The sequence below is a fragment of the Streptomyces sp. NBC_00887 genome (assembly GCF_045207585.1).
Map to the genome: position 1 here is coordinate 926,863 of NZ_CP108788.1, position 20,406 is coordinate 947,268.

Here is a 20,406-nt window from a genome sequence, read left to right on the forward strand (position 1 = left end):
CGTCCCCATGCACTCCCCTTCCCGGCCCCCGCACACCGAAGCCGGCTTTCCGACGACCGGAGTCATCTGCGCGGCCCTGGCCGCTGTGCTGCTGATCCTGGTCGCGGTGCGCTGGTCACCCCTGATGTCGCTGGACCGCACGGTCGCCGAGGCTCTGCACCGCAGAGCGGTGACCGAGTCCGGGCTCGTCCAGGTCAACCGGGTGCTGACGGACTGGGTATGGGACCCCTGGACGATGCGCGCCCTGATCGCCGTCGCCGTGATCGCCCTGTGGTGGCGCGGGGCGCGGTTGCTCGCGGTGTGGGTGGCCGCGACCAGTGCGCTCGCCACGGCGTCTCAGCAAGGGCTGAAGGCCGCCCTGGGCCGCGAGCGCCCCCGGTGGCCCGACCCGGTGGATTCGGCGAACTACGCGGCCTTTCCGTCGGGCCACGCGATGACGGCGGTGGTGAGCTGCGGACTGCTGCTGTGGCTGCTGCGCCTCTACGGCGCGGGGCCGAGGCTGTGGCGTACGGCACTGACGGTGGCGGGGGTCTCCGTGGTGGGCGTGGCCGTCACACGCCTCTACCTGGGGGTGCACTGGATGACCGATGTCGTGGGCGGCCTGCTGCTGGGCGCCGCCGTGGTCGCGTTCTCGACAGCCGGTTACACGGCACTCCGGCGGCGCGGCGGACGGGACGCGGCCTTGTCGCGACGCCCGTGAAACGGCGAGGATCAGGGACCATGGCCGTCAAAGGTGTGCTCTTCGACTTCTCCGGGACCCTCTTCCGTATCGAGTCGGTCGACTCGTGGCTGCGTGCCGTCCTCGACGCACGGGGCGCGACCATGGGACGGGCCGACTTCCGACGGTTCGTACAGCGGCTGACAGCTGCCGGGGCCCTGCCGGGCGGCCCTCATCCGCAGCGGGTTCCGTCGCACCTCACGGCGGCCTGGGCCGATCGGGACAGGAGCGCGGAGCTGCACAGGCAGGCGTACACCGGGCTGGCCCACCGGGCCGAGCTGCCGGATCCCGGCCTGTGCGACGCGTTGTACGACCGCCATATGACGCCCGAGGCATGGCGCCCGTACCCCGATGCCATGGAGGTGCTCCGTGGGCTGCGGCACAACGGGATCGCGGTCGCTGTGGTCAGCAACATCGGCTGGGATCTGCGGCCCGTCTTCCGGACACACGGCCTGGACGGCCTGGTCGACGCGTACGTCCTGTCCTTCGAGCACGGCATCCAGAAGCCGGATCCCCGCCTGTTCCGGACCGCCTGCACGCTGCTGGGGCGCGATCCGTCGGACGTGGTCATGGTCGGCGACGACCGGCACGCGGACGGGGGCGCGGCCGCACTGGGCTGTGACGTGCGTTTCGTGGATCACCTGCCCGTACGGGAGCGGCCGGACGGGCTCCGTGCGCTCGGGCTGGTGGCGCTCGCGGACGGGCGCCCGGATCCGCACGCTTCGTGAAGACTTCTTGGAGACGGTGTGAGGGATGTCCTGTCCGCCGATGGGGCTGATTGTCGGACAGGGGCCTTAGCCTGGACGCATGTCCCCGTATCCGAACACGTCCGGTTCCGTGCGTTCCGCCTCAGTGGTCAACGAAGAGATCCGTGACCTGTGGCAGCGCTCGGGCGGACTGCTGTCCCCGGACGACGAGACGGAGTACCAGAGCCTGCTGGTGGAGTGGGCCGCGGCGGCGGGTACGAGCGTGAGGCCTGCGGCCTGAGAGCCTCCGGTGTGGCACGGGCCCCGGCTGGTACCGCCGTTGCCCCGCCGGTACCGTCCGGCTCCCGCCGGTGTTGCTGGGTCCTCTGATTCCGGCGATCCCCCGCGTCGCCGGATCCAGGGGTACAGCATGTCCCCGCGTGGCTCGTCGGTCAATGAATTAAGCGTGCCCCGCCAGGTGCGATCCACCCGGCGGGGCACGGCGTTTCGTGCGGAGATGCGGCCGGGTCAGCGGTCGAAGTAGTCCGGCTGCGTCTGCACGTTGAGCTCGTGCATCCGCACCCGCTTCGCCGGGTCCGTCCGCCAGTCGTCGAGCCTCAGCACGTCGAAGCCCTTGGCGATGTCGTTGGAGTAGATATAGCCGTTGTAGTAGTAGGCCGACCAGGGACCGGCCGTGGTGACGGCCGCGGTCGTGATGGGACCGCGCTCGAAGAAGGCGATCTCCTTCGGCTTCGCGGAGTTGGTGAAGTCCCATACGGAGACGCCACCCTGGTACCACGCCTGGACCATCAGGTCGCGGCCCTTGACCGGGATGATCGACCCGTTGTGGGCGACACAGACCTCGGTCTCGGCCTGCGGGCGGTCGATCTTGAAGTAGCTGCGGAAGACCAGCTTGCGGTGGTCGCCCCTGCCGATGATGTCGTAGATGCCGTCGGCGCCGCGGTTCGGACCGACCTCGTCGTTGCAGGTGGCCGCGCCGCCTCCGCCGAGCTCATCGGTGAAGACGACCTTGTCGGCACCCTGGTTGAAGGTCGCGGAGTGCCAGAACGCGAAGTTCACGTTGTCCTGGACCCGGTCGATGATCTTCGGGTTCTCGGGGTCCTCGATGGAGAACAGCAGACCGTCCCCCATGCACGCGCCGGCCGCCAGGTCCTTCGACGGGAGCACGGTGATGTCGTGGCAGCCGGTGGTCTTGGAGACACCCGGGTTGTCCGGAGCGCCCGGGTTCCCGCCGTCCGGGAAGAGGATCGGGAAGTTGACGATCCGGGACTCCTCGGGAGCGTTGCGCGGCACCTTGATGACGGAGATCCCGTCGTGCGGCGGCTGGCAGTCCGGGAACGTCGCGTTGGGCGAGTACGAGGAGACGTACACGTAGACGTTCTTGCGCTCGGGAACGATCGTGTGGGTGTGCGAACCACACGCGGTCTCGACTGCGGCGACGTACTGCGGGTTGCGCTTGTCGCTGATGTCGAAGACCTTCATGCCCTCCCAGGAGGACTTCTCCGTGGCGGGCTGGGTGGTGCTGGCGCACGAGTTGTCGCTGCGTGAGGAGTCGGTCGACAGGAAGAGCAGGTCCCCGGAGACCGAGATGTCGTTCTGCGAACCGGGGCACAGGACCTGTGCGACGGTCCTCGGGCTCTTCGGGTTGCTGATGTCGAAGATCCGGAAGCCGTCGTAGTTTCCGGAGAAGGCGTACTTGCCCTGGAAGACCAGGTCCGAGTTCGTGCCCTTCAGCGCGTCCTTCGGAACGTTGGCGACGTGAGTGATGTTGTCGCTGTGGACGATCTCGTCCACGCCGGGTATCTCGCCGCTCTTGATGGCGGCCCTGGCTTCGGCCTGCTGGCTCACGGAGACACCGCTGCTGGTGGCAGCCTTGTCACCGGGGTCGGGTGTCGCGGCCGCGGGCCCGGCCGTGAACAGCGTGGCGATCAGTCCGGCCGCGGCTGCCGCCACACCCAGACGTCTGCGCCGCACTCTGGTGGTGTGCAACGAGGTCACTGCGTCCTCCCTTGTGGCCGTTCATGGTTGAACGGTGCATCGACCCCGGCAGTATCGTCCCTCGCATGTACACACCAACAGATGGCAACAGAGACGTAATAAAAGTTTTTGATCTTTGCCCTGCGGAAGGTGTTAGGACGGTCTGCAACACACCCATGTGGCACAGGAGGTCGCCGTGTTGATTCGCTGTCAGATCCCGCGCGCACGCGCAACCGCTCTCGCGGCGACGCTCGCGGTGGCCGTACTCGCCCTGGGGGCCTGCGATTCCGGAAGCGGCGACAAGGAGACGAAATCCGCGACGGGCAAGGGGCCTTCGGTGGTGGCGCCCGGAAAACCGGGCGAGCCCGCAAGGACGCTCTCCGCCGAGGAGGCGGTGAAGGCCGCCGGGGACGACACCCCCAACTCCGCGGACTTCCGCTACGCCGAGCTGATGATCGAGCACCACAAGCAGGCCCTGGTCCTCACCGCACTGGTCTCCGGACGGAGCGCCTCCACATCTGTCGAACGGCTCTCCGAACGCATATCGGCAGGTCAGAAGCCGGAGATCGGCGCGATGGAAGGCTGGCTGAAAAACAACGGCGGAGACAAGCGCACAGAGTCCCACGACCACTCCGCCATGCCCGGCATGGCGACCGAGGGCCAGCTGAAGAAGCTGCGCGCGGCACGGGGCAAGGCCTTCGACGCACTGTTCCTCGACCTGATGATCACTCACCACCAGGGCGCGATCACGATGGCGACGGAGGCACTCGCCGACGGCAACAACGTCACCGTCGAGGAGATGGCCACCGATGTCGTCGCCCAGCAGACCGTGGAGATCGACCGGATGCGCAAGCTGATGACCTGACGGCCCGGGCGAACCGGACCCCGCGTGCCTCTCCCCCGTTTCGCGCCGCGGTGCGATGCTGGAGGCATCCTGCGGGAAGAGGTGCGCCGTGCTTCGTGTCGCCGTCGTCGGTTCGGGCCCCAGCGGTGTCTACACCGCCCAGGCCCTGCTGCAGCAGTCGCGGGTGCCGGATGTGCGGGTCCATGTACTGGACCGGCTGCCCACCCCGTACGGTCTGGTCCGCTACGGTGTCGCCCCCGACCACGAGAAGATCAAGTCGCTCCAGAACAGCCTCCGGGCGGTTCTGGAGGACGACCGGATCACCTTCGTCGGGCATGTCGAGGTGGGCGGCGAGGGCGGGCTGTCACCCGCCCGGCTCAAGGAGCTGTACCACGCGGTGGTCTACTGCGTCGGTGCGGCGGCCGATCGCCCGCTCGCCGTTCCCGGCGAGGATCTGCCGGGGAGCTTCTCCGCGACGGAGTTCGTCTCCTGGTACAGCGCGCACCCGGACACGGCCGCCGACGGCTTCACGCTCGGGGCGCGCTCGGCCGTGGTGATCGGCGTCGGCAACGTCGCGGTCGACGTGGCCCGGATCCTGGCCCGCGGCGCGGCGGAGCTGCGTTCCACCGATGTGCCCCCGGCAGCCCTGGACGCACTCGCGGCGAGCCGGGTCCGGGAGGTCCACATCGCGGGCAGGCGCGGCCCCTCACAGGCGAGGTTCACCACGAAGGAACTGCGCGAGCTCGGTGCGCTGCCGCGCGCACGGATGGTCGTGGACGGTGCGGAGCTGGCCCTCGACCCTGCTTACGCGTCCCCGGCGGGCGCGCCCGGGACGCCGCCGCTGCCCGCCGTGGTGCGGCGGAATCTGGAGGTGCTGCGCGGGTGGTCGGCCGATCCGCCGCCCCTGGGGGGTGACCCTGAGCGCCGCATCCGGCTCCGCTTCTTCCTGCGCCCGGTCGAGCTGCTGGAGAGGGGCGGACGGGTGGCGGGTGTGAGGTTCGCGCGGACGGCTCCGAACGGTGCCGGTGGAGTGCGGGACACCGGTGGCTACGAGGACATCGAGGCCCAACTCGTGCTGCGGGCCGTGGGCTACCGGGGGACTCCGCTGCCCGGTCTGCCGTTCGACCCGGCGCGGAGCACGGTGCCGCATCTGGCCGGCCGGGTGCTGCGGGACGGGGTCGCGTCGCCCGGGGAGTACGTCGCCGGGTGGATCAAGCGAGGCCCGACGGGAGTGATCGGTTCGAACAGGTCCTGCGCCAAGGAGACGGTCGCCTCGCTGATCGACGACGCGCCGCTGCTGGCGGAAAGGGCAGTGCCCGCCGACCCGCTGGGCGCCCTGAGGGACTGGGGGCTGCGGCCGGTGGAGTGGAACGGCTGGCTGTCGATCGAGCGGGCGGAGGCCGCACTGGGCCGTTCGCTCGGACGTGGACGGGTGAAGATCCCCGACTGGCCCGGACTGCTCGACGCGGCACGGGGCGACGGCACCGGGTGACGGGACAGCCCTTGAGCGGCCCGCCGTGGGGTCAGTCCTCCCCGAGACGTTTCGCCTGCCGGTCCGCCGCACCGAGGACACTGTCGAGCAGGCCCGGAAAAAGGGCGTCCAGGTCCTCCGTCCGCAGGCCGCTCAGCTTGGCGGTGCCACGGTAGATCTGCCGGATCACACCGCTTTCGCGCAGCACCCGGAAGTGATGCGTGCTGGTGGACTTGGTGACCGGAAGCCCGAAGCGGGAGCAGGCCAGTTCATCTGCGGCGCCTGCCAGTTGGCGCACGATCCGCAGTCGTATCGGGTCGGAGAGCGCATGGAGCACGTCCTCCAGGCGGATCTCGTCCCGCGAGGGGTGTGCGAGCGCACGGGCGGCATTCGATGTCACTGTGGCTCCACTTCGTCCGGGCTGTCCATTGTACGAGACCTGTCGTAGTTTTACCGGCGGGTGGCGACCACCAGACGGGCGCGGGGACTGCCGTCCGGGCCCTGGCCGAGGTCCGTGAGGGGAAGCAGCCGCACGGAGAATCCGGTGCGCACGAGATCCTCCGTCACATCCGGAAGCCGGAACGTGCGGTAGTACATGACGAACGGCGGACGCCACAGCACGTTGCGCACGCGCATGGCCGCGTCGAAGCCGAGCAGCGACCAGTAGGCACGCGAACCCACCGGGGGCGGCGCACCGACCGGGAAGACGAACCGGCCACCCGGCCGCAGCGATGCGTACACCTGCCCGAACAGCTCGGGGCGCTCCTTCGGCAGGAAGTGACCGAACGCCCCGAGGCTGATGGCCAGATCGAAGACCGGCGCGAAGGGCAGCGCCAGCGCGTCGGCGCGTACCCAGTCCACCCGCGGACCGCCGTCGCCCCCTGCCTGTGCCGCCCGTGCGGCTTGTGCCGCCTGCGCCACTTGCGCCACTTGCGCCACTTGCGCCACTTGCGCCACTTGCGCCACGGCGAGCATTCCGGCGCTGAAGTCGACTCCGGTGACCCGCTCCCGGCACAGCTCGCCCAGTACGCCCACACCCGCTCCGGTGCCGCAGCAGACGTCGAGCCCCCTGTCGAAGGGGCCGAGGGGGCGCACCGCCCGGGTGACGGCGTCGAGCACCCGGTCCGGGGTCCGGTAGGGCGTCCGGTCGAACTTGGGGGCGAGCAGGTCGTACCCGCGCATCGTGGACGAGAGCGCCTGAACGGCCAGTTCGCGGAGGGTCGGGCCCTGTGGAGTGAACATCGCGGATCAGCGTACCGAGAAAAGCCCGGGCCCCCGCCCCGGGCGCAGCCTCGTGTCAGACAGCCCGCTGGTACTGCTCGGGTGTCGGAACATCTCCGCCGAGTGCGCGCGAGGCGTTGCGGGCGAAGTAGGGGTCGCGCAGCAGTTCCCGTCCGAGCAGAACGGCGTCGGCGCGCTCATCCGAGAGGATCTTCTCGGCCTGTACGGGGTCGGTGATCAGACCGACGGCGGCCACCGGAAGGCCCGCCTCGGTGCGGACCCGCTCGGCGAACGGCACCTGGTAGCCCGGCCCGACGGGGATCTGCGCGCGCGGCGCGAGCCCGCCGGTGGAGACGTCCAGCAGGTCGACGCCGTGCGCCCGCAGCTCGCGTGCGAAGCGGACGGTGTCGTCCGCCGTCCAGCCCTCCCGCTCGTCGTCCGCGTTCTCGGTCAGCCAGTCGGTGGCGGAGATCCGGAAGAACACCGGGAGTTCCTCGGGCCACACGGCCCGGACCGCGTCCACGACCTCCAGGGCGAAGCGGATGCGGTTCTCGAAGGAGCCGCCGTAGGCGTCGGTCCGGTGGTTGGCGTGCGGGGAGAGGAACTCACCGATCAGATATCCGTGGGCGCCGTGGACCTCGACGACACGGAAGCCGGCCGCGAGCGCCCGGCGGGCGGCATCCGCGAACCGGGCGACGACCTGTTGGATGCCCTCGACCGTCAGCTCGGCGGGCACCGGGTGGCCCTCGTCGTACGCGACCGGGCTCGGGGCGACCGGCTGCCAGCCCTCACTGTCCGGGGTCGCCTCGACCGGACCGCCGCCCAGCCAGGGGCGGTCCGTCGACGCCTTGCGGCCGGCATGGGCGAGCTGGACGCCGGGAACGGTTCCGTGGCGCGTGAGGAAGTCGGTGATGCGGCGGAGTGCGTCCGCCTGCCGGTCGTTCCAGATGCCGAGGTCGGCGGGGCTGATCCGGCCCTCCGGGCTGACGGCCGTGGCCTCCACCAGGATCAGACCCGTGCCGCCCGTCGCGCGGGAGGCGTAGTGGGCGAAGTGCCAGTCGTTCGCCGCGCCCGTGTCCGGCCCCGACGTCTCCGCGCTGTACTGGCACATCGGGGCCATCCAGATGCGGTTGGGAATGGACAGCGACCGCAGGGTGTAGGGCTCGAAGAGTGCGCTCACGGGAGACTCCGCTTCCTCTGGATGCGACGATGCGACGGGCAGGACAGGCGGGCGGACATGCCGAGCACGCCTTATACGAGATTCACCGTACTACGAGATCTACCGTACTACGGGAAACGTCGAATTACGAAGCCTCTCGTACAACCGGCCCGGGTCCGCCCTTCACCTCCCCGGCCGCCGCCGCCTGAGCCTGATGTCGGCCTCGGCCGCGTACATCTGGCTCCAACTGCGTCCGCCGCCCGACGTCCACGTCACCTGGACGTTCGCCCCGTCGACCCTGACGCCCTCCACCGTCATGGCCCGGTCGCCGTCGCGTACGTCGCCGCGGAGCAGTTCGCGGGCCTTGACGGTCACCGGATCCGACAGACGCGCGTTCTCCGCCTCCTCGGCCGCCCCGACGAGCGCCGCGGCCAGTTCCCTGGCCGCGGCCGGGGAACAGGACCAGGAGGCGCCGGCCGACGGGCCCTCGATCAGGATCCCGACCCTGGGGGCGCCCTCGGCCGGGCCGGGGGTCACCTCCAGCGCCGCACCGCGTCCCTCGGTGTCCTCGATCTCGATGCTCATGCCTGTCGCGCCTCCTCGTCCCGCTCCGGTCAGCTCAGCCGGAGACTCTCCGGCGGGCCCAGATAGCTGGGCTTGAGGCCGCCGGTGTCCACCACCAGGTTCTGCAGCACCACCGTCGGGTCGACCATCCAGAATTTCAGCACATGGACGCCGGCCCGGCCGATGTGGTGTGCGGTGCTGGTGCGGTTGACGTTGTCCGAGGTGTTACGGGCCCACTGCGGGTTCATGGTGCCGTCGTCGGCGCCGGTGACCGCGGTGACGTTGACGGACTGCGGCGCGTCGTCGTCGAAGGAGACGGCGTACGTGAGCCCGTCGGCCGCCCGTGCGTTGTTCCGGGGCGAGAGGTACGCCCAGACCGTGACCGGCCCGGTAGTGAACAGGCTGACCCGGTACTCCAGCCTCGGCCCCTTCCCGCCCGGCGTCTGGCGTGCGGCCGTGACCGGGAAGGGCTCCATGCCCGAACCGGTGCGGCCGATGCCGGGGATGCGCTGCCAGGAGATGCCGTCGCGGCCCAGCGCCCGGTGGAAGTGGTCCGCCTCGATGGAGACGTAACCGTTGGCCTCGACGAAGCCGGAGAGCTGTGCGCGCCGCGCTTGGGGGCGGTCGATCACGGCCTGGACGACCACCTCGCTGCCACCGGGGCCGGAAACGGTGACCGGAACCCGGGTGACACCCTCGGGTGCCCGTGACCAGTCGACCCTGAAGGTGACCCGGGTCTGGGCGTCCACCCGCCCCTGCGTCCGGTCGGCGATCAGCCACGACGCGCCCGTGCGGATGCGGTAGTCGAAGGGTTCGGAGCCACGGTTGAACACCTCGACGTACTGCGCCGGCTGGCTCTGGTACGGGCTGAAGACCGGCAGCACGGGCTCGGCACCGTCCTGCCCCGCGGCCGGCCACCAGGCGGCCGAGCCGTCGATGGCCACCCCCATCTCGGCCGTGCGCGGGAGTTCGATGCGGCGCACGGCGGGGAAGATCTCGTCGGCGATCGCCACGTTGTTGAGCTCGGGCTGCTGCCAGGGAGCGTTGGGGCCGTAGCGGTCCACATCGCCGTAACCGATGTGCGGCTGGGTCTGGAAGCCCTCCCACTTCCCGTCGGCCACCTCGGTGTTGAAGCGGCGCGCCAGCGCGAAGTCGTCGGCGAGCCTGGCCTCGGCGGTGGCCGCGAGCTGGTTGGTGAGGGCCCTGCCCTGGGGCGCGTAGTGGAGGTTGGTGAACTCGGCCTCACGCAGGGCGTACAGGTTGGCGGTCGCCCGGACCTCGTAACCGACCAGCTGGTACCAGGCGTCCTGGGCCGAGGCGGGGAGCTTGCGCCCGATGCGCGCCGCCGCGGTGTCCAGTCGCTCCCAGTCCCCCGTGACCCGCTCCAGCTCGCGGTAGTCGGTCAGGCTGAAGGGGGTGGCCCGGTCGTCGTAGACGATGGCGGACGAGTCCTTCGCCGGGTCCTTGGCGGGGTCGAGGGTGATCCTCCGGTTGAGCAGTTCGGGCTTGCGGCGGGACTGCAGCTGGGCGTAGGTGCGCAGGACGGCGGCCACGTCCTCGGCCTGCTTCTCGCCGAAGTTCTGCCGGGCGTACTGCTCCTCCCACTCCGGGATCCGGTCCAGGGTCCAGCGGTCGGGGTTCCAGGCGTACTCCAGGAAGAACTGGGTGGGCAGTTCGTTGCCCTTGAGGTCTCCGACGTTGGTGATCCAGAGGCCGTGGTTGCCGTAGGCCGCGCTCTGGTGCAGCTGGTCCCACATGTTGGGGAGCGAGGCGGTGTCGACCCACTTGTAGTTGCGGCCCACCCCGACGTAGTCGAAGTGGTAGTAGAGGCCGTACCCACCGCTGCGGTCGTCGTTCTCCAGGTCGGGCAGCTTGCGGATGTTGGCCCAGTTGTCGTCGGTGAGGACGACGGTGACGTCGTCGGGGACCCGCAGTCCGCGGTCCCAGTAGCGCTGGACCTCCTTGTAGAGCGTCCACACCTGCGGAACGTCGGCGTCGGGGCCGAGTTCCTCGGCGAGGATCTGGCGCTGGGTGGCGATGATCTCGCTCATCAGCTCGATGCCGTCGCCGTCGGGCAGGCTGACGTCGCCGTTGCCACGCATGCCGAGGGTGACCACACCCTCGAAGTCCTCGTCCGCCATGCGGCGGATGCCCTGCCTCCAGTAGGCCTTGATGGCTTCGGCGTTGCGGCGGAAGGACCACTCCCCGGTGCCGCCGTAGGGGTCGTTGCCGGGCTTGGTGATGTTTCCCGCGCCGTCACGGACGGCCGCGACGGCATGCCTGTTCCACTCCTCGATCCCCCGCATCATGGGTGCCTCGTGCGAGGTGCCCATGACGACGCCGTACGCCTTCGCGGTGGCGTGGTTCTGCGGGTCGTCCTCGGCGAAGGCGCGGCCCCAGACGGCGGGCCACAGGTAGTTGGCCTTGAGCCGCAGCATCACTTCGAAGATCTTGGCGTAGAAGTCGGCGTTGAATCCGCCCTCGAAGCCCGGCGCCTTGCCGGGGCCGAAGAAGGCGGGGGCCCAGGTCCCGAGCGCCGGGTTCTCGTCGTTGACGAAGAATCCGCGGTACTTCACGGCGGGGGTGCCCTGGCTGTGCAGACCCGGCAGGACGTACAGCGCGTCACGGTGTACGGGTGCGACGTCGTCCCACCAGTACCAGGGCGAGACGCCGATGCCCCGGGAGACGTCGTACGCGCCGAAGATCGTGCCGCGCTGGTCGCTGCCCGCGATCACGAAGGCACGGTCAACGCCCGGCAGCGGCTTCTCCACCACGGTCTGCAGGCTGGTCTCCCACTGTCCCTCGATCGAGGAGACCTTGAGCTTGCGCGCGGCGACCAGGGCGTCGATCAGCGGGCTGCGGCCGAGGGTTCCCACGAGCACGATCTCGCGGCTGCCCTTGGGAGCGGTGTCGTGCGCGAGCACGGGGCGGACCCCGGTGACGCGCTCGATGTCCGCCCGGAGGTCACCGGCCACCCGCACGACTCCGGCGTAGTCGCTGTCGCTGACCACGATCGGGGCCGCCCTGCCGGCCCTTACCAGCGGGAAGGCGCCGGAGCGCGGGGTGAAGGAGACGTAGGCACCGGGGTCCGTGGGCCGGAGAGGGGCGGGGCCGCCGGACAGCGGTGTCGTCGCTGCCGCCTCACCCGTGATCCCCATCAGGGAGCCGAGGGGTGTGGCCGCGAGCGCGGTCAGCCCCAGGCCGGCCCCCAGGACCGATCGGCGACTGCTGTGGTGCGGGACGTGCTGGTCCATACTGCTCTCCCAGTTTTGTTCACACTCTTGACAAATTGGACGGGTATGAGTCCTTGGCATGTGTTCGGGTGGAGGGGGTGTGGCGCGTCAGTCGATGGCGCCGGACGCGGCGGGCTGGGCAGCGGTGGCTGTCACCGCTTCGCCGTCGCCGTCGGAGGCGGGTGACAGGGCCGCCACGATCGCGTCGGCGGTGTCGTCGGGCTCCGGGCTGATCAGACCGACGGCGATGTACACCACCAGCGAGGTGACCAGCGGGGTGACGATCACCAAGGTCTGGTCCGTGCTCTCGAGCACGGACTTCACGAGGACGTAGCCCAGCAGCCCCGACGCCCAGGAGGACAGGGCCGCGCGGGGCCCGAACCTGCGGAACGCCGGCAGCAGCCCCAGCAGCATCGGGATGGAGATGGGGCCCATCACGGCCACGACGAGTCCGACGATGATGCCCAGCACACCACCGGAATGGTCCGCCTCGATGGCGACGATCATGCTGAGGGTGATGAACACGACGGTGCACACCCGGGCGACGAGGAGTCCGGTCGCCGGGGACAGGTCCCTGGCGCGGCGGACCACCGCGGGGATGATGTCGCGGGTGACGACCGCGGAGACCGCGTTGGCGTCCGACGAGGCCATCGTCATCGTGTGGGAGAACATTCCCGCCAGGGTCAGACCGACGAGCCCTGGGCGACGGCGTGGCAGGCCTCGGAACCATCTGGAACAGGCTGCCGGACGGGCAACTTGAGGCGGCACCGACGGCCAGCGAGCAGGTTGCCTTGAGCATGACAGACGCCTTTTCGCAGTGGCGCCCCGTCCGGAGCCCTCGGCTCACGCCGAGGGCTCCGGGGCAGCCTTCGAAAGTTTCGACAGCACCTCCGCACACCCCCGGGCGTGCGGAGCGGGCGGGCAGGGAACCGCTGCCCCTGCCCGTCAGTTCTCCGGGACCACCGGCTCGTGCGACGTGGTGCAGACGAGGCGGCGCCGGTGATCGACGGTTCGCTCGGGCCCGGTGAGGCGCAGCCGTACCGTGTGCCGAACGTCGGCGTAGTCGCTGGATGCGGCGAAGCGGAGCTCGATGTCACCGGGCTCGACGATGCGGCGCCCGCCCGTCCCGGTGAAGGACACCAGGTCCGCATGGAAGCGGAAGCGGACCCGCCGGGTCTCCCCCGCGGCGAGCGGCACGCGGGCGTAGCCGATCAGCCGCGACTCGGGGCGGGTGGTCTGGGCGACCGGGTCGTGGACGTAGAGCTGGACGACTTCGGCGCCTTCGCGTTCGCCGCTGTTGCGGACGGTGAGCTCGAGGTCGGTCGCGCCGTCGGTGGGCAGCTCGGCCGGGACGGGAGCGCCGGCCTCCCACTCGAAGGAGGTGTACGAGAGTCCGTGGCCGAACGGGTGGAGCGGGGTCGGGTCCAGGTTGCTGACCCCGTTGACCCGGCCGAGCGGCGGCTGCAGGTAGGTCCACGGCTGGCCGCCGGGACCGTGGGGGACACCGATGGGCAGCCGTCCGGAGGGGTTGACCCGCCCCGACAGCACGCCCGCCAGTGCCGGTCCGCCCTCCTCGCCCGGGAAGAAGGCCTGCACGCACCCGGCCAGCCGGTCGGCCCGGCCGCCGAGCGCGTACGTGCGGCCCGTCAGCAGCACGAGGACCACCGGGGTTCCCGTGTCCAGCAGCGCGTCGAGCAGCTCGGCCTGGATACCCGGCAGGGACAGATCGGCCGCGTCGCAGCCCTCGCCCGAGGTGCCGCGGCCGAACAGGCCGGCCCGGTCGCCGAGCACGGCCACGCAGACATCGGCGCCGACGGCCATTTCCACGGCCTGCGCGATTCCGGCAGTGTCCGCCCCGTCGACGTCGCAGCCCTCCGCGAAGTCGATCCCGGCACCCGGGAATTCCTCGCGCAACGACTCGAGCACCGTCGGAACGGCGATGCCCATCGGCATCTCGGGGTGCAGGACGCCCACATGGCTGGGGAAGGAGTAGCAGCCGAGCATGGCCAGCGGGTCGTCGGCGCGTGGCCCCACCACCGCGATCCGTCCGGTGCCGCCGAGCGGCAGCACATCGCCGGGGTTGGCGAGCAGGACACAGGACCGCTCGGCCAGGATCCGGGCCAGGGCCCGGTTCCGCGGCGGGTCGAGGTCCACGGTGCCGCGCGCCCGGTCCGGGTCCACCCCGTCGAGCGCGGCGGGCAGGACCGGCCGTTTCGGGTCGAGCAGCCCGAGCTCGCACTTCTGCAGCAGGACACGGCGCAGAGCCCGGTCCACCAGATCCTCGGCCACCGCTCCCTCACGCACTGCGGCGATGAGCTCGTCGCCGTAACTGCGCACGGTGGGCAGTTCCACATCGACGCCCGCGGTGAGTGCGAGCCGGGCGGCATCGGCGCGACCGGCGGCGACCTTGTGCAGGGTCTCCAGGAACCCGATGCCGAAGTAGTCGGCGACGACGGTCCCGCCGAACCCCCAGGTGTCCCTGAGCAGCTCGGTGAGCAGTGCCGGGTCCGCGGCGGTGGGCACCCCGTCGATCTCGGCGTACGAGTGCATCACCGAGCGGGCACCGCCCTCGCGGAGCGCCATCTCGAAGGGCGGAAGGATCACGTCGGCCATCTCACGGCCGCCCGCACGGACCGGCGCGAGGTTCCGCGCCCCGGCGGACGCGGAGTAGCCCGCGAAGTGCTTCAGCGTGGCGACGATCCCGGCGGACTCGAGGCCCCGGACGTAGGCCGAACCGATCGTCGCGACCAGGTACGGGTCCTCGCCGATGGTCTCCTCCACGCGGCCCCAGCGAAGGTCCCGCACGACGTCCAGAACGGGAGCGAGCCCCTGGTGGACGCCGACCGACCGCATGTCGGCGCCGATCAGACGGGCCATCTCCTCGACGAGCTCGGGGTCCCAGGCCGCACCCCAGGCCAGCGGCACGGGATAGGCGGTGGCGCCCCACGCGGTGAAGCCGGCGAGGCACTCCTCGTGGGCGAGCGCCGGGATGCCGAACCTGCCGGCCTCGGCGATCCGGGTCTGCGCCCGCGCCAGTGCGACGGCGCCGACACCCGGGTCCACCGGGGCGGTGCCGAACGGCCGGGTGAGCTGGCCGAGTCCGCGGGTCGTGAGCTCCTCGAAGTCGACCGGGTCGACCATGTCGTTCTGGTGGGGTGCGACCCCGTCGCCCTCGGCGTCGGCGCCCACCCAGATTCCGTAGAGCTGTGCGGCCTTCTCCTCGAGGGTCATCCGGGTGATGAGATCGGCCACCCGCACCTCTGGGGTGAGCGAGGGGTCGCGCCAGGGGCCGTCGGCCTCGGGTACCGGGTCGGCCTCACGGGCTTGGGGGTGGGGGTGGATCGCCATGGCGGCAGGGGTTCCTCTCAAGAGTGCGGTGGTGCGGGGCGGCAGAGGTGTCGCTACTTGCCGCCCACCCCCATCAGTCCGTTGACCAGCGCACGCCGGGCCACGAGGTACACGGCGAAGATGGGCACGACGGAGAGCACGATCGCCGCCAGCACGGCCGGGATGTTCACGCCGAACTGGGTCATGAAGTTGAACAGCCCGAGCGTGAGCACCCGGTTCTCCTCCGACTGCGTCAGGATCAGGGGGAACAGGAAACCGTTCCACGCCTGCAGTGCGGAGAAGATCGCCACTGTGCTGATGCCGGCCTTGGAGAGCGGTATCGCCAGCTGCCACAGCATCCGCACGGGCGAGGCGCCGTCGAGGGACATCGCCTCGTACATCTCCTCCGATACGTCCCGCATGGTGCCGCTGAGTACCAGGACGGCAACCGGCATGGAGAAGGCCGCGGTCGGCAGGATGATCGCGTAGAGGGTGTCGTAGAGACCCATCTTGCCGATGAGCAGGTACAGGGGAACGATCACCGCCTGCGCCGGTATCGCCACACCGAGCAGGAACGTCCGGAACGCCAGTGAGGAGAGGCGGCTGCGGGTGCGCACCGCCACGTACGCCACCGGGATGGACAGCACCAGCACGATGGCCACCGTGGACACCGCGACGATCGCGGTGTTGCCGAGCAGCGTGAGGAACCCGCTGTGCAGCACGGTGTTGTAGTTGTCGAACGTCGGATCCGTCGGGAAAGCCAGCGGGTCGCCGTTCAGCGCCTCGTCCTGGCGCATGAGCGACGCGGAGACGAGCGTGTAGAGCGGCACCAGGACGATGACGAGCCAGACCAGCGAGCCCAGGCCGGCCAGCGGGTTGCCCAGCAGCTTCCGGCGGCGGGCGGAGGCCTGATGGCGCTTCAGGGACGGCGAGATCCGCTGCGGGGCAACGGGGCGGGTGTCGATCGACATCGCGTCACATACCTTCCCGGGTGGATCGCATCGATCCGAAGCCGCTGAAGCGGACCAGGATGAGCGAGAGACTGGTGGCCACGACGACCAGTGCGGTGGCGATGGCTGCGGCATATCCCAGGTCGTACGTCTGGAAGCCGGTCCGGTACATCAGGTACGGCAGGATCGTCGTGTCCGTGCCGGGACCGCCCTTGGTCATGATGAGCACGGTGTCGAAGTACGTCAGCGAGCCGACGATCATCAGGACCGACGAGGTCGTCATGGTGTGGCGCAGCTGCGGCAGGGTGATGTGGAAGAACTGCCGCACCATGCCGGCGCCGTCGATGGCGGCGGCCTGGTAGAGGACCTCCGGGATCTGCCGGGCACCGCCCTGGTAGATCAGCGTGTGGAAGGGCATGAACTGCCAGCCGCCGACGAACGCCACCATGAGCAGCGCGCCCGTGGACGACCCCATGATGTTGGGATCGATTCCGATCCAGGGGCCGATCTCCTTGATCACGCCGAAGTTGGGGTCCAGCAGGGCGTGGAAGAGCATGGCGATCGCGGTGGTGGAGAGCAGCAGCGGAATGAAGAAGATCGCGGACAGCACGGCCCGGCTGCGTTGGCGTCCCGCCGCCCAGACGCCCAGCAGCAGTGCCACGGGGGTCTGGAAGGCCCAGCTGATCGTGGTGAGCAGGAGGCTCAGCCAGGCCGCCTGGCCGAACTCGGAGTCCTGGAACAACCGGGTCCAGTTGTCCAGGCCCGTCAGGGTCGGGGAGTTGAGCCCGTCCCATTCGCAGAAGGAGAGGTAGACGGCGATCGCCAGGGGGATGATCGCGAAGACGGCGAAGAAGAGGATGCCGGGCAGGGCCCAGGCGACCGGGGGGCGGCCGACGTTGCCGACGGCCGCCTTCCTGTCTCCGCGCCTCTTCGCGTGCGGAGTGTGGTGGGACATCGTCAGTGTGCGGCCTTCATTGCTTCGACGAACTGCTCCGGAGTGCTCTTTCCGGCGAACAGCTTGCTGATTTCGGTGAGCAGCGGGGTGGCGTACTGGGCCTCCAGCGCCTGGTCCCACGAGAGGGTGAAGCTCGGGGCCTTCTGGACCAGCTGGTACTGGTCGTTGGCGAACTCGGGGTTGGGCGAGGTGCTCAGCATCGAGGCCGCGTTGGAGGTGGTGGGGATGTCACCGTTGTCGACGAGGGCCTGGGCGTAGGTCTTCGACGCCATCGTCTTCAGGAACGCGATGGCGGCGTCCTTGTGCTTGGTACGGGCGTTGACGGACCAGTAGTTGGTGGGGTTGCCCACCACGTTCGCCGGGTCACCCACGCCGCCCGCCACGGTCGGGAACGCGGCCCAGCCGAGGTCCTTCTTGGCGAATTCGGGCGCCTTGCCCAGCTGGGTCGAGTACTCCCACGAGCCCATGAGGTGCATGGCGGCCTTGCCCTTGTTGAGCAGGGTCGGGGCTCCGCCGTTGCCGTAGTCGACCGAGTTGAAGTTCTTGCCGAACGCGCCGTCGTCGATCAGCTCCTTGACGGTCTGCGCCGTCTTGAGCACCGCCGGGTCGCCCCAGCCGTCGGTGTCGCCGTTCTGGATCTTCTGGAAGACCTCGGGTCCGCCGATCCGGTCGAGCAGGTACTCCATCCACATCAGCTCGGGCCACTTGTCGGAGCCGCCCAGGGCGAAGGGGGTGATGCCCGCGGCCTTGAAGGTGGTGATGGCCTTCTGGAGGTCCTCCCACGTCTTGGGGACCTCGAGCTTGTGCTCGGCGAAGAGGCTCTTGTTGTAGAAGACCATCACGGGCTGCATGCCGCGCATCGGCACCCCGTATATCTTCCCGTCGAGGCTGCCCGCGGTCATGATCGACGGGAGGAAGCCGTCCTTGAGCGTGGCGTCGTTCTTGACGGTCGAGGTGAGGTCGACCAGGTTCTTGGAGTCGACGTACGGCTTGATGGAACCGCCGCCCCAGTTGAAGAAGACGTCCGGGGCGCTGGGCGAGCCCATGGCACTGCGGAGCTTGTTCACGTAGTCGGTCCCGGGGACCGACACCAGCTTGACCTTGACCTCGGAGGTCTTGTTGAACGTGTCGACCGCGGCCTGCTGTACCTTGACCGCGTCATCGCCGTAGACGTACGCGGTGATGGTGCCGCCGCCGTCGCTGCCGCTGTCTCCCGAACCGCAGCCGGCCAGGAGACCGGCCATCGCCATCGCCGCACCGACTGCGACCCATCTCGTCGTACGTGTGCCCTGAGTGAAAATACCCGACCGCATGACCGCACCCTCTGTCGAATGTTTCGGCTTGCCTTTCGAATGTTGCCGGAACCGTACGGTCGTGTTTCGGGCCCGTCAAGAGGGCAGGACCAAGGATTTACCAACACCGCCCGGCCACCTGTTCGGGGCTTCGGGGAGCTACGATTCGTGCATGAGCGCTGCAAAGGTCCAGCCCCAACAGGAGAAGGTGTCCGTCGACGAGTCGTCGGAGAGCACCGCCACGCTGGCAGAAATCGCCCGAGCGGCCGGAGTTTCGGCTCCGACAGTTTCGAAAGTGCTGAACGGGCGAGCCGATGTCGCCCCCAGCACCCGCACCAGGGTGGAGGAACTGCTGCTGCGCCACGGCTACCGCCGGAGGCGCGGCGCCTCGCAACAGTCCCAGCTCATCGACCTGGTCTTCCACGAACTGGACAGCGCCTGGGCGATGGAAGTCGTCCGGGGAGTCGAGAACGTCGCCCGTGAGGAAGGCCTGAGCCTGGTGCTCTCGGAGAGCGCCGGCAGGCTGACCCCGGGCCAGACCTGGGTGGACGGCGTCCTGGCACGCCGCCCGGCCGGCGTCATCCTGGTGCTCTCGGACCTCGACGCCGCCCAGCGCGCCCAGCTCAACAGCCGCAGCATCCCGTTCGTCGTGGTGGACCCGGCGGGCGATCCCGGTGACGACATCCCTTCGGTCGGCGCGGCCAACTGGCAGGGCGGTCTCGCCGCCACACGCCATCTGACGGGTCTGGGACACCGCCGGATCGGCGTCATCGGCGGGCCGACCCGCATGATGTGCAGCCGCGCCCGCATCGACGGCTACCGTGCCGCGCTGGAGACCTCGGGCATTCCGATGGACCCCGAGCTCGTGCGCGAGGGCGAGTTCCACCACGAAGACGGCTACACGGCGGCCCTGGAGCTGCTGCGCCTGCCGAACCCCCCCACCGCGATCTTCGCCGGCAACGACCTGCAGGCACTCGGCGTGTACGAGGCGGCGCGTGAGCTGGGACTGCGGATTCCGGAGGACCTCAGCGTGGTCGGATTCGACGACCTGCCGCTCACCCGGTGGATCGGGCCGCCTCTCACCACCGTGCGGCAGCCGCTCATAGAGATGGCCGAGACCGCCGCCCGGCTGGTGCTCGACCTCGGCCGGGGCCGGCAGCCCGCCACCACCCGGGTCGACCTGGCGACGAGCCTGGTGGTCCGCAGCAGCACGGCCCCGCCGGCCGGCTGACGCACGAGCGGGACCCTGTCGGCGGGGCGGCGATCGGGAGTCGGTCAGCCCGGGCATACGTCGAGGCGGCCGCACATACCGAACCTCCCGAGTGCGAAAGCCTGTTCTGCCTGCACCCGGGCATCGCGGAGGTGCGCGTCCTCGCCGCGGGCCAGGGCGTCGAGGTGCCGGCCGGTCGCCCGGGACGCGGCCGCCGCGCCCTGCTGCCGGCGTGCGCGCCAGTCCTCGGTCCGGGGGCGCACGAGCTCCGCGGCGGCCCGGTGGAACGCGGCCGGCGGCCCGGGGTCGCCCGCCTCGGTGGCGCCGCGCAGTGCGAGGAAACCTGGACGGCGAGGTCGCGGCGGGTGCGTGCGGCGAACGTCTGCGCTTCCTCGGTGCCGCCGGGAAGGGTGGCTGCCGCACGGTAGAGCCCGGCGTCCGCGAGGATCCGGGGCGGAAACGTGAGCACGGCGTCACCCGCTTCCGGCAGCCCGCTGTTCTGCATGAGGACGACGATGCGCAGCCCGTCCTCGTTGACCAGCCGGTGGATGGTGCCCGGGGTGAACCACACGAGGGCCCCCGGAACCAGGGGGGTCTCCTGGAGCCCGACGCCGTGAGTGTCTGCACGGACCCGCTGCCTCCGACGACCACGTAGCCCTCGGAACACCTCAGGTGCAGATGCGGGGTGCCACCGCGCAGGCCGTCCTCCGTGGGCCAGTCGTAGACCCTGAGGTGGGACACCGCGACAGCGCCCCGCAGCCCTTCGAAGGCCGTCACA

Annotated in this window: 17 protein-coding genes and 1 pseudogene; 6 read left to right on the forward strand and 12 right to left on the reverse strand. The window is 70.1% G+C overall.

Features of this window, described 5'->3' with window-relative positions; translation table 11 throughout:
* Positions 1 to 7 precede the first annotated feature (7 nt).
* The 3 genes from OG844_RS04265 (at position 8) to OG844_RS04275 (ending at position 1,705) form a co-directional block, all read left to right on the forward strand.
* Positions 8 to 700, forward strand: a complete 693-nt coding sequence (locus tag OG844_RS04265; protein WP_406388181.1) for a phosphatase PAP2 family protein — start codon at positions 8 to 10, stop codon at positions 698 to 700.
* 20 nt (positions 701 to 720) lie between these two features.
* Positions 721 to 1,446 carry an HAD family hydrolase gene (locus OG844_RS04270; protein WP_406388182.1) on the forward strand — a complete coding sequence of 242 codons (726 nt, stop codon included), beginning with the start codon at positions 721 to 723 and terminating at the stop codon, positions 1,444 to 1,446.
* 79 nt (positions 1,447 to 1,525) lie between these two features.
* A complete protein-coding gene (locus tag OG844_RS04275) occupies positions 1,526 to 1,705 on the forward strand; it encodes a hypothetical protein (RefSeq protein ID WP_383175449.1) in 180 nt (59 codons plus the stop codon).
* A gap of 227 nt (positions 1,706 to 1,932) precedes the next feature.
* Here the strand turns inward: OG844_RS04275 and OG844_RS04280 are convergent, their stop codons facing one another.
* On the reverse strand, positions 1,933 to 3,423 hold the full coding sequence (locus OG844_RS04280; protein ID WP_406388184.1) for an LVIVD repeat-containing protein: 1,491 nt from the start codon (positions 3,421 to 3,423) through the stop codon (positions 1,933 to 1,935).
* A gap of 157 nt (positions 3,424 to 3,580) precedes the next feature.
* Between OG844_RS04280 and OG844_RS04285 the strand changes: the two genes are divergently transcribed.
* Positions 3,581 to 4,267 (forward strand): DUF305 domain-containing protein, encoded by a 687-nt coding sequence (locus OG844_RS04285; RefSeq protein ID WP_406388185.1) that lies wholly within the window; start codon positions 3,581 to 3,583, stop codon positions 4,265 to 4,267.
* Between the two features lie 88 nt (positions 4,268 to 4,355).
* Complete coding sequence (locus OG844_RS04290; protein ID WP_406388187.1) at positions 4,356 to 5,738, forward strand: FAD-dependent oxidoreductase; 1,383 nt, start codon at positions 4,356 to 4,358, stop codon at positions 5,736 to 5,738.
* 31 nt (positions 5,739 to 5,769) lie between these two features.
* On the opposite strand, the gene OG844_RS04295 is transcribed toward OG844_RS04290, so the two are convergent.
* The 10 genes from OG844_RS04295 to OG844_RS04340 all read right to left on the reverse strand — a co-directional run bounded on the left by OG844_RS04295 (position 5,770) and on the right by OG844_RS04340 (position 18,376).
* Positions 5,770 to 6,117: a transcriptional regulator gene (locus tag OG844_RS04295; protein WP_406388188.1), complete on the reverse strand. Its 348-nt coding sequence runs from the start codon at positions 6,115 to 6,117 to the stop codon at positions 5,770 to 5,772.
* A 50-nt stretch (positions 6,118 to 6,167) separates the two neighbouring features.
* On the reverse strand, positions 6,168 to 6,959 hold the full coding sequence (locus OG844_RS04300; RefSeq protein WP_406388189.1) for a class I SAM-dependent methyltransferase: 792 nt from the start codon (positions 6,957 to 6,959) through the stop codon (positions 6,168 to 6,170).
* Between the two features lie 55 nt (positions 6,960 to 7,014).
* Entirely contained in the window at positions 7,015 to 8,118 is a 1,104-nt protein-coding gene (locus OG844_RS04305; protein ID WP_406388190.1) for an NADH:flavin oxidoreductase/NADH oxidase, read from the reverse strand.
* 162 nt (positions 8,119 to 8,280) lie between these two features.
* Positions 8,281 to 8,682 carry a hypothetical protein gene (locus tag OG844_RS04310; RefSeq protein WP_384610511.1) on the reverse strand — a complete coding sequence of 134 codons (402 nt, stop codon included), beginning with the start codon at positions 8,680 to 8,682 and terminating at the stop codon, positions 8,281 to 8,283.
* A gap of 29 nt (positions 8,683 to 8,711) precedes the next feature.
* Positions 8,712 to 11,915 (reverse strand): glycosyl hydrolase 115 family protein, encoded by a 3,204-nt coding sequence (locus tag OG844_RS04315; RefSeq protein ID WP_406388191.1) that lies wholly within the window; start codon positions 11,913 to 11,915, stop codon positions 8,712 to 8,714.
* A gap of 87 nt (positions 11,916 to 12,002) precedes the next feature.
* On the reverse strand, positions 12,003 to 12,662 hold the full coding sequence (locus OG844_RS04320; protein WP_406388192.1) for a sodium:solute symporter family transporter: 660 nt from the start codon (positions 12,660 to 12,662) through the stop codon (positions 12,003 to 12,005).
* A gap of 177 nt (positions 12,663 to 12,839) precedes the next feature.
* A complete protein-coding gene (locus OG844_RS04325; protein WP_406388194.1) occupies positions 12,840 to 15,242 on the reverse strand; it encodes a glycoside hydrolase family 3 N-terminal domain-containing protein in 2,403 nt (800 codons plus the stop codon).
* 53 nt (positions 15,243 to 15,295) lie between these two features.
* Positions 15,296 to 16,192, reverse strand: coding sequence for a carbohydrate ABC transporter permease (locus OG844_RS04330; protein ID WP_329213668.1), 897 nt, complete (start codon positions 16,190 to 16,192; stop codon positions 15,296 to 15,298).
* Positions 16,193 to 16,196: 4 nt separating this feature from the next.
* Complete coding sequence (locus OG844_RS04335; RefSeq protein ID WP_406388195.1) at positions 16,197 to 17,126, reverse strand: carbohydrate ABC transporter permease; 930 nt, start codon at positions 17,124 to 17,126, stop codon at positions 16,197 to 16,199.
* Between the two features lie 2 nt (positions 17,127 to 17,128).
* Positions 17,129 to 18,376 carry an extracellular solute-binding protein gene (locus tag OG844_RS04340; RefSeq protein ID WP_406395997.1) on the reverse strand — a complete coding sequence of 416 codons (1,248 nt, stop codon included), beginning with the start codon at positions 18,374 to 18,376 and terminating at the stop codon, positions 17,129 to 17,131.
* Positions 18,377 to 18,590: 214 nt separating this feature from the next.
* Between OG844_RS04340 and OG844_RS04345 the strand changes: the two genes are divergently transcribed.
* Positions 18,591 to 19,649 (forward strand): LacI family DNA-binding transcriptional regulator, encoded by a 1,059-nt coding sequence (locus OG844_RS04345; protein WP_406388197.1) that lies wholly within the window; start codon positions 18,591 to 18,593, stop codon positions 19,647 to 19,649.
* A gap of 44 nt (positions 19,650 to 19,693) precedes the next feature.
* Here OG844_RS04345 and OG844_RS04350 read toward each other — a convergent pair.
* Positions 19,694 to 20,405, reverse strand: a pseudogene (locus tag OG844_RS04350) (cupin domain-containing protein).
* Between the last annotated feature and the right edge of the window lies 1 nt (position 20,406).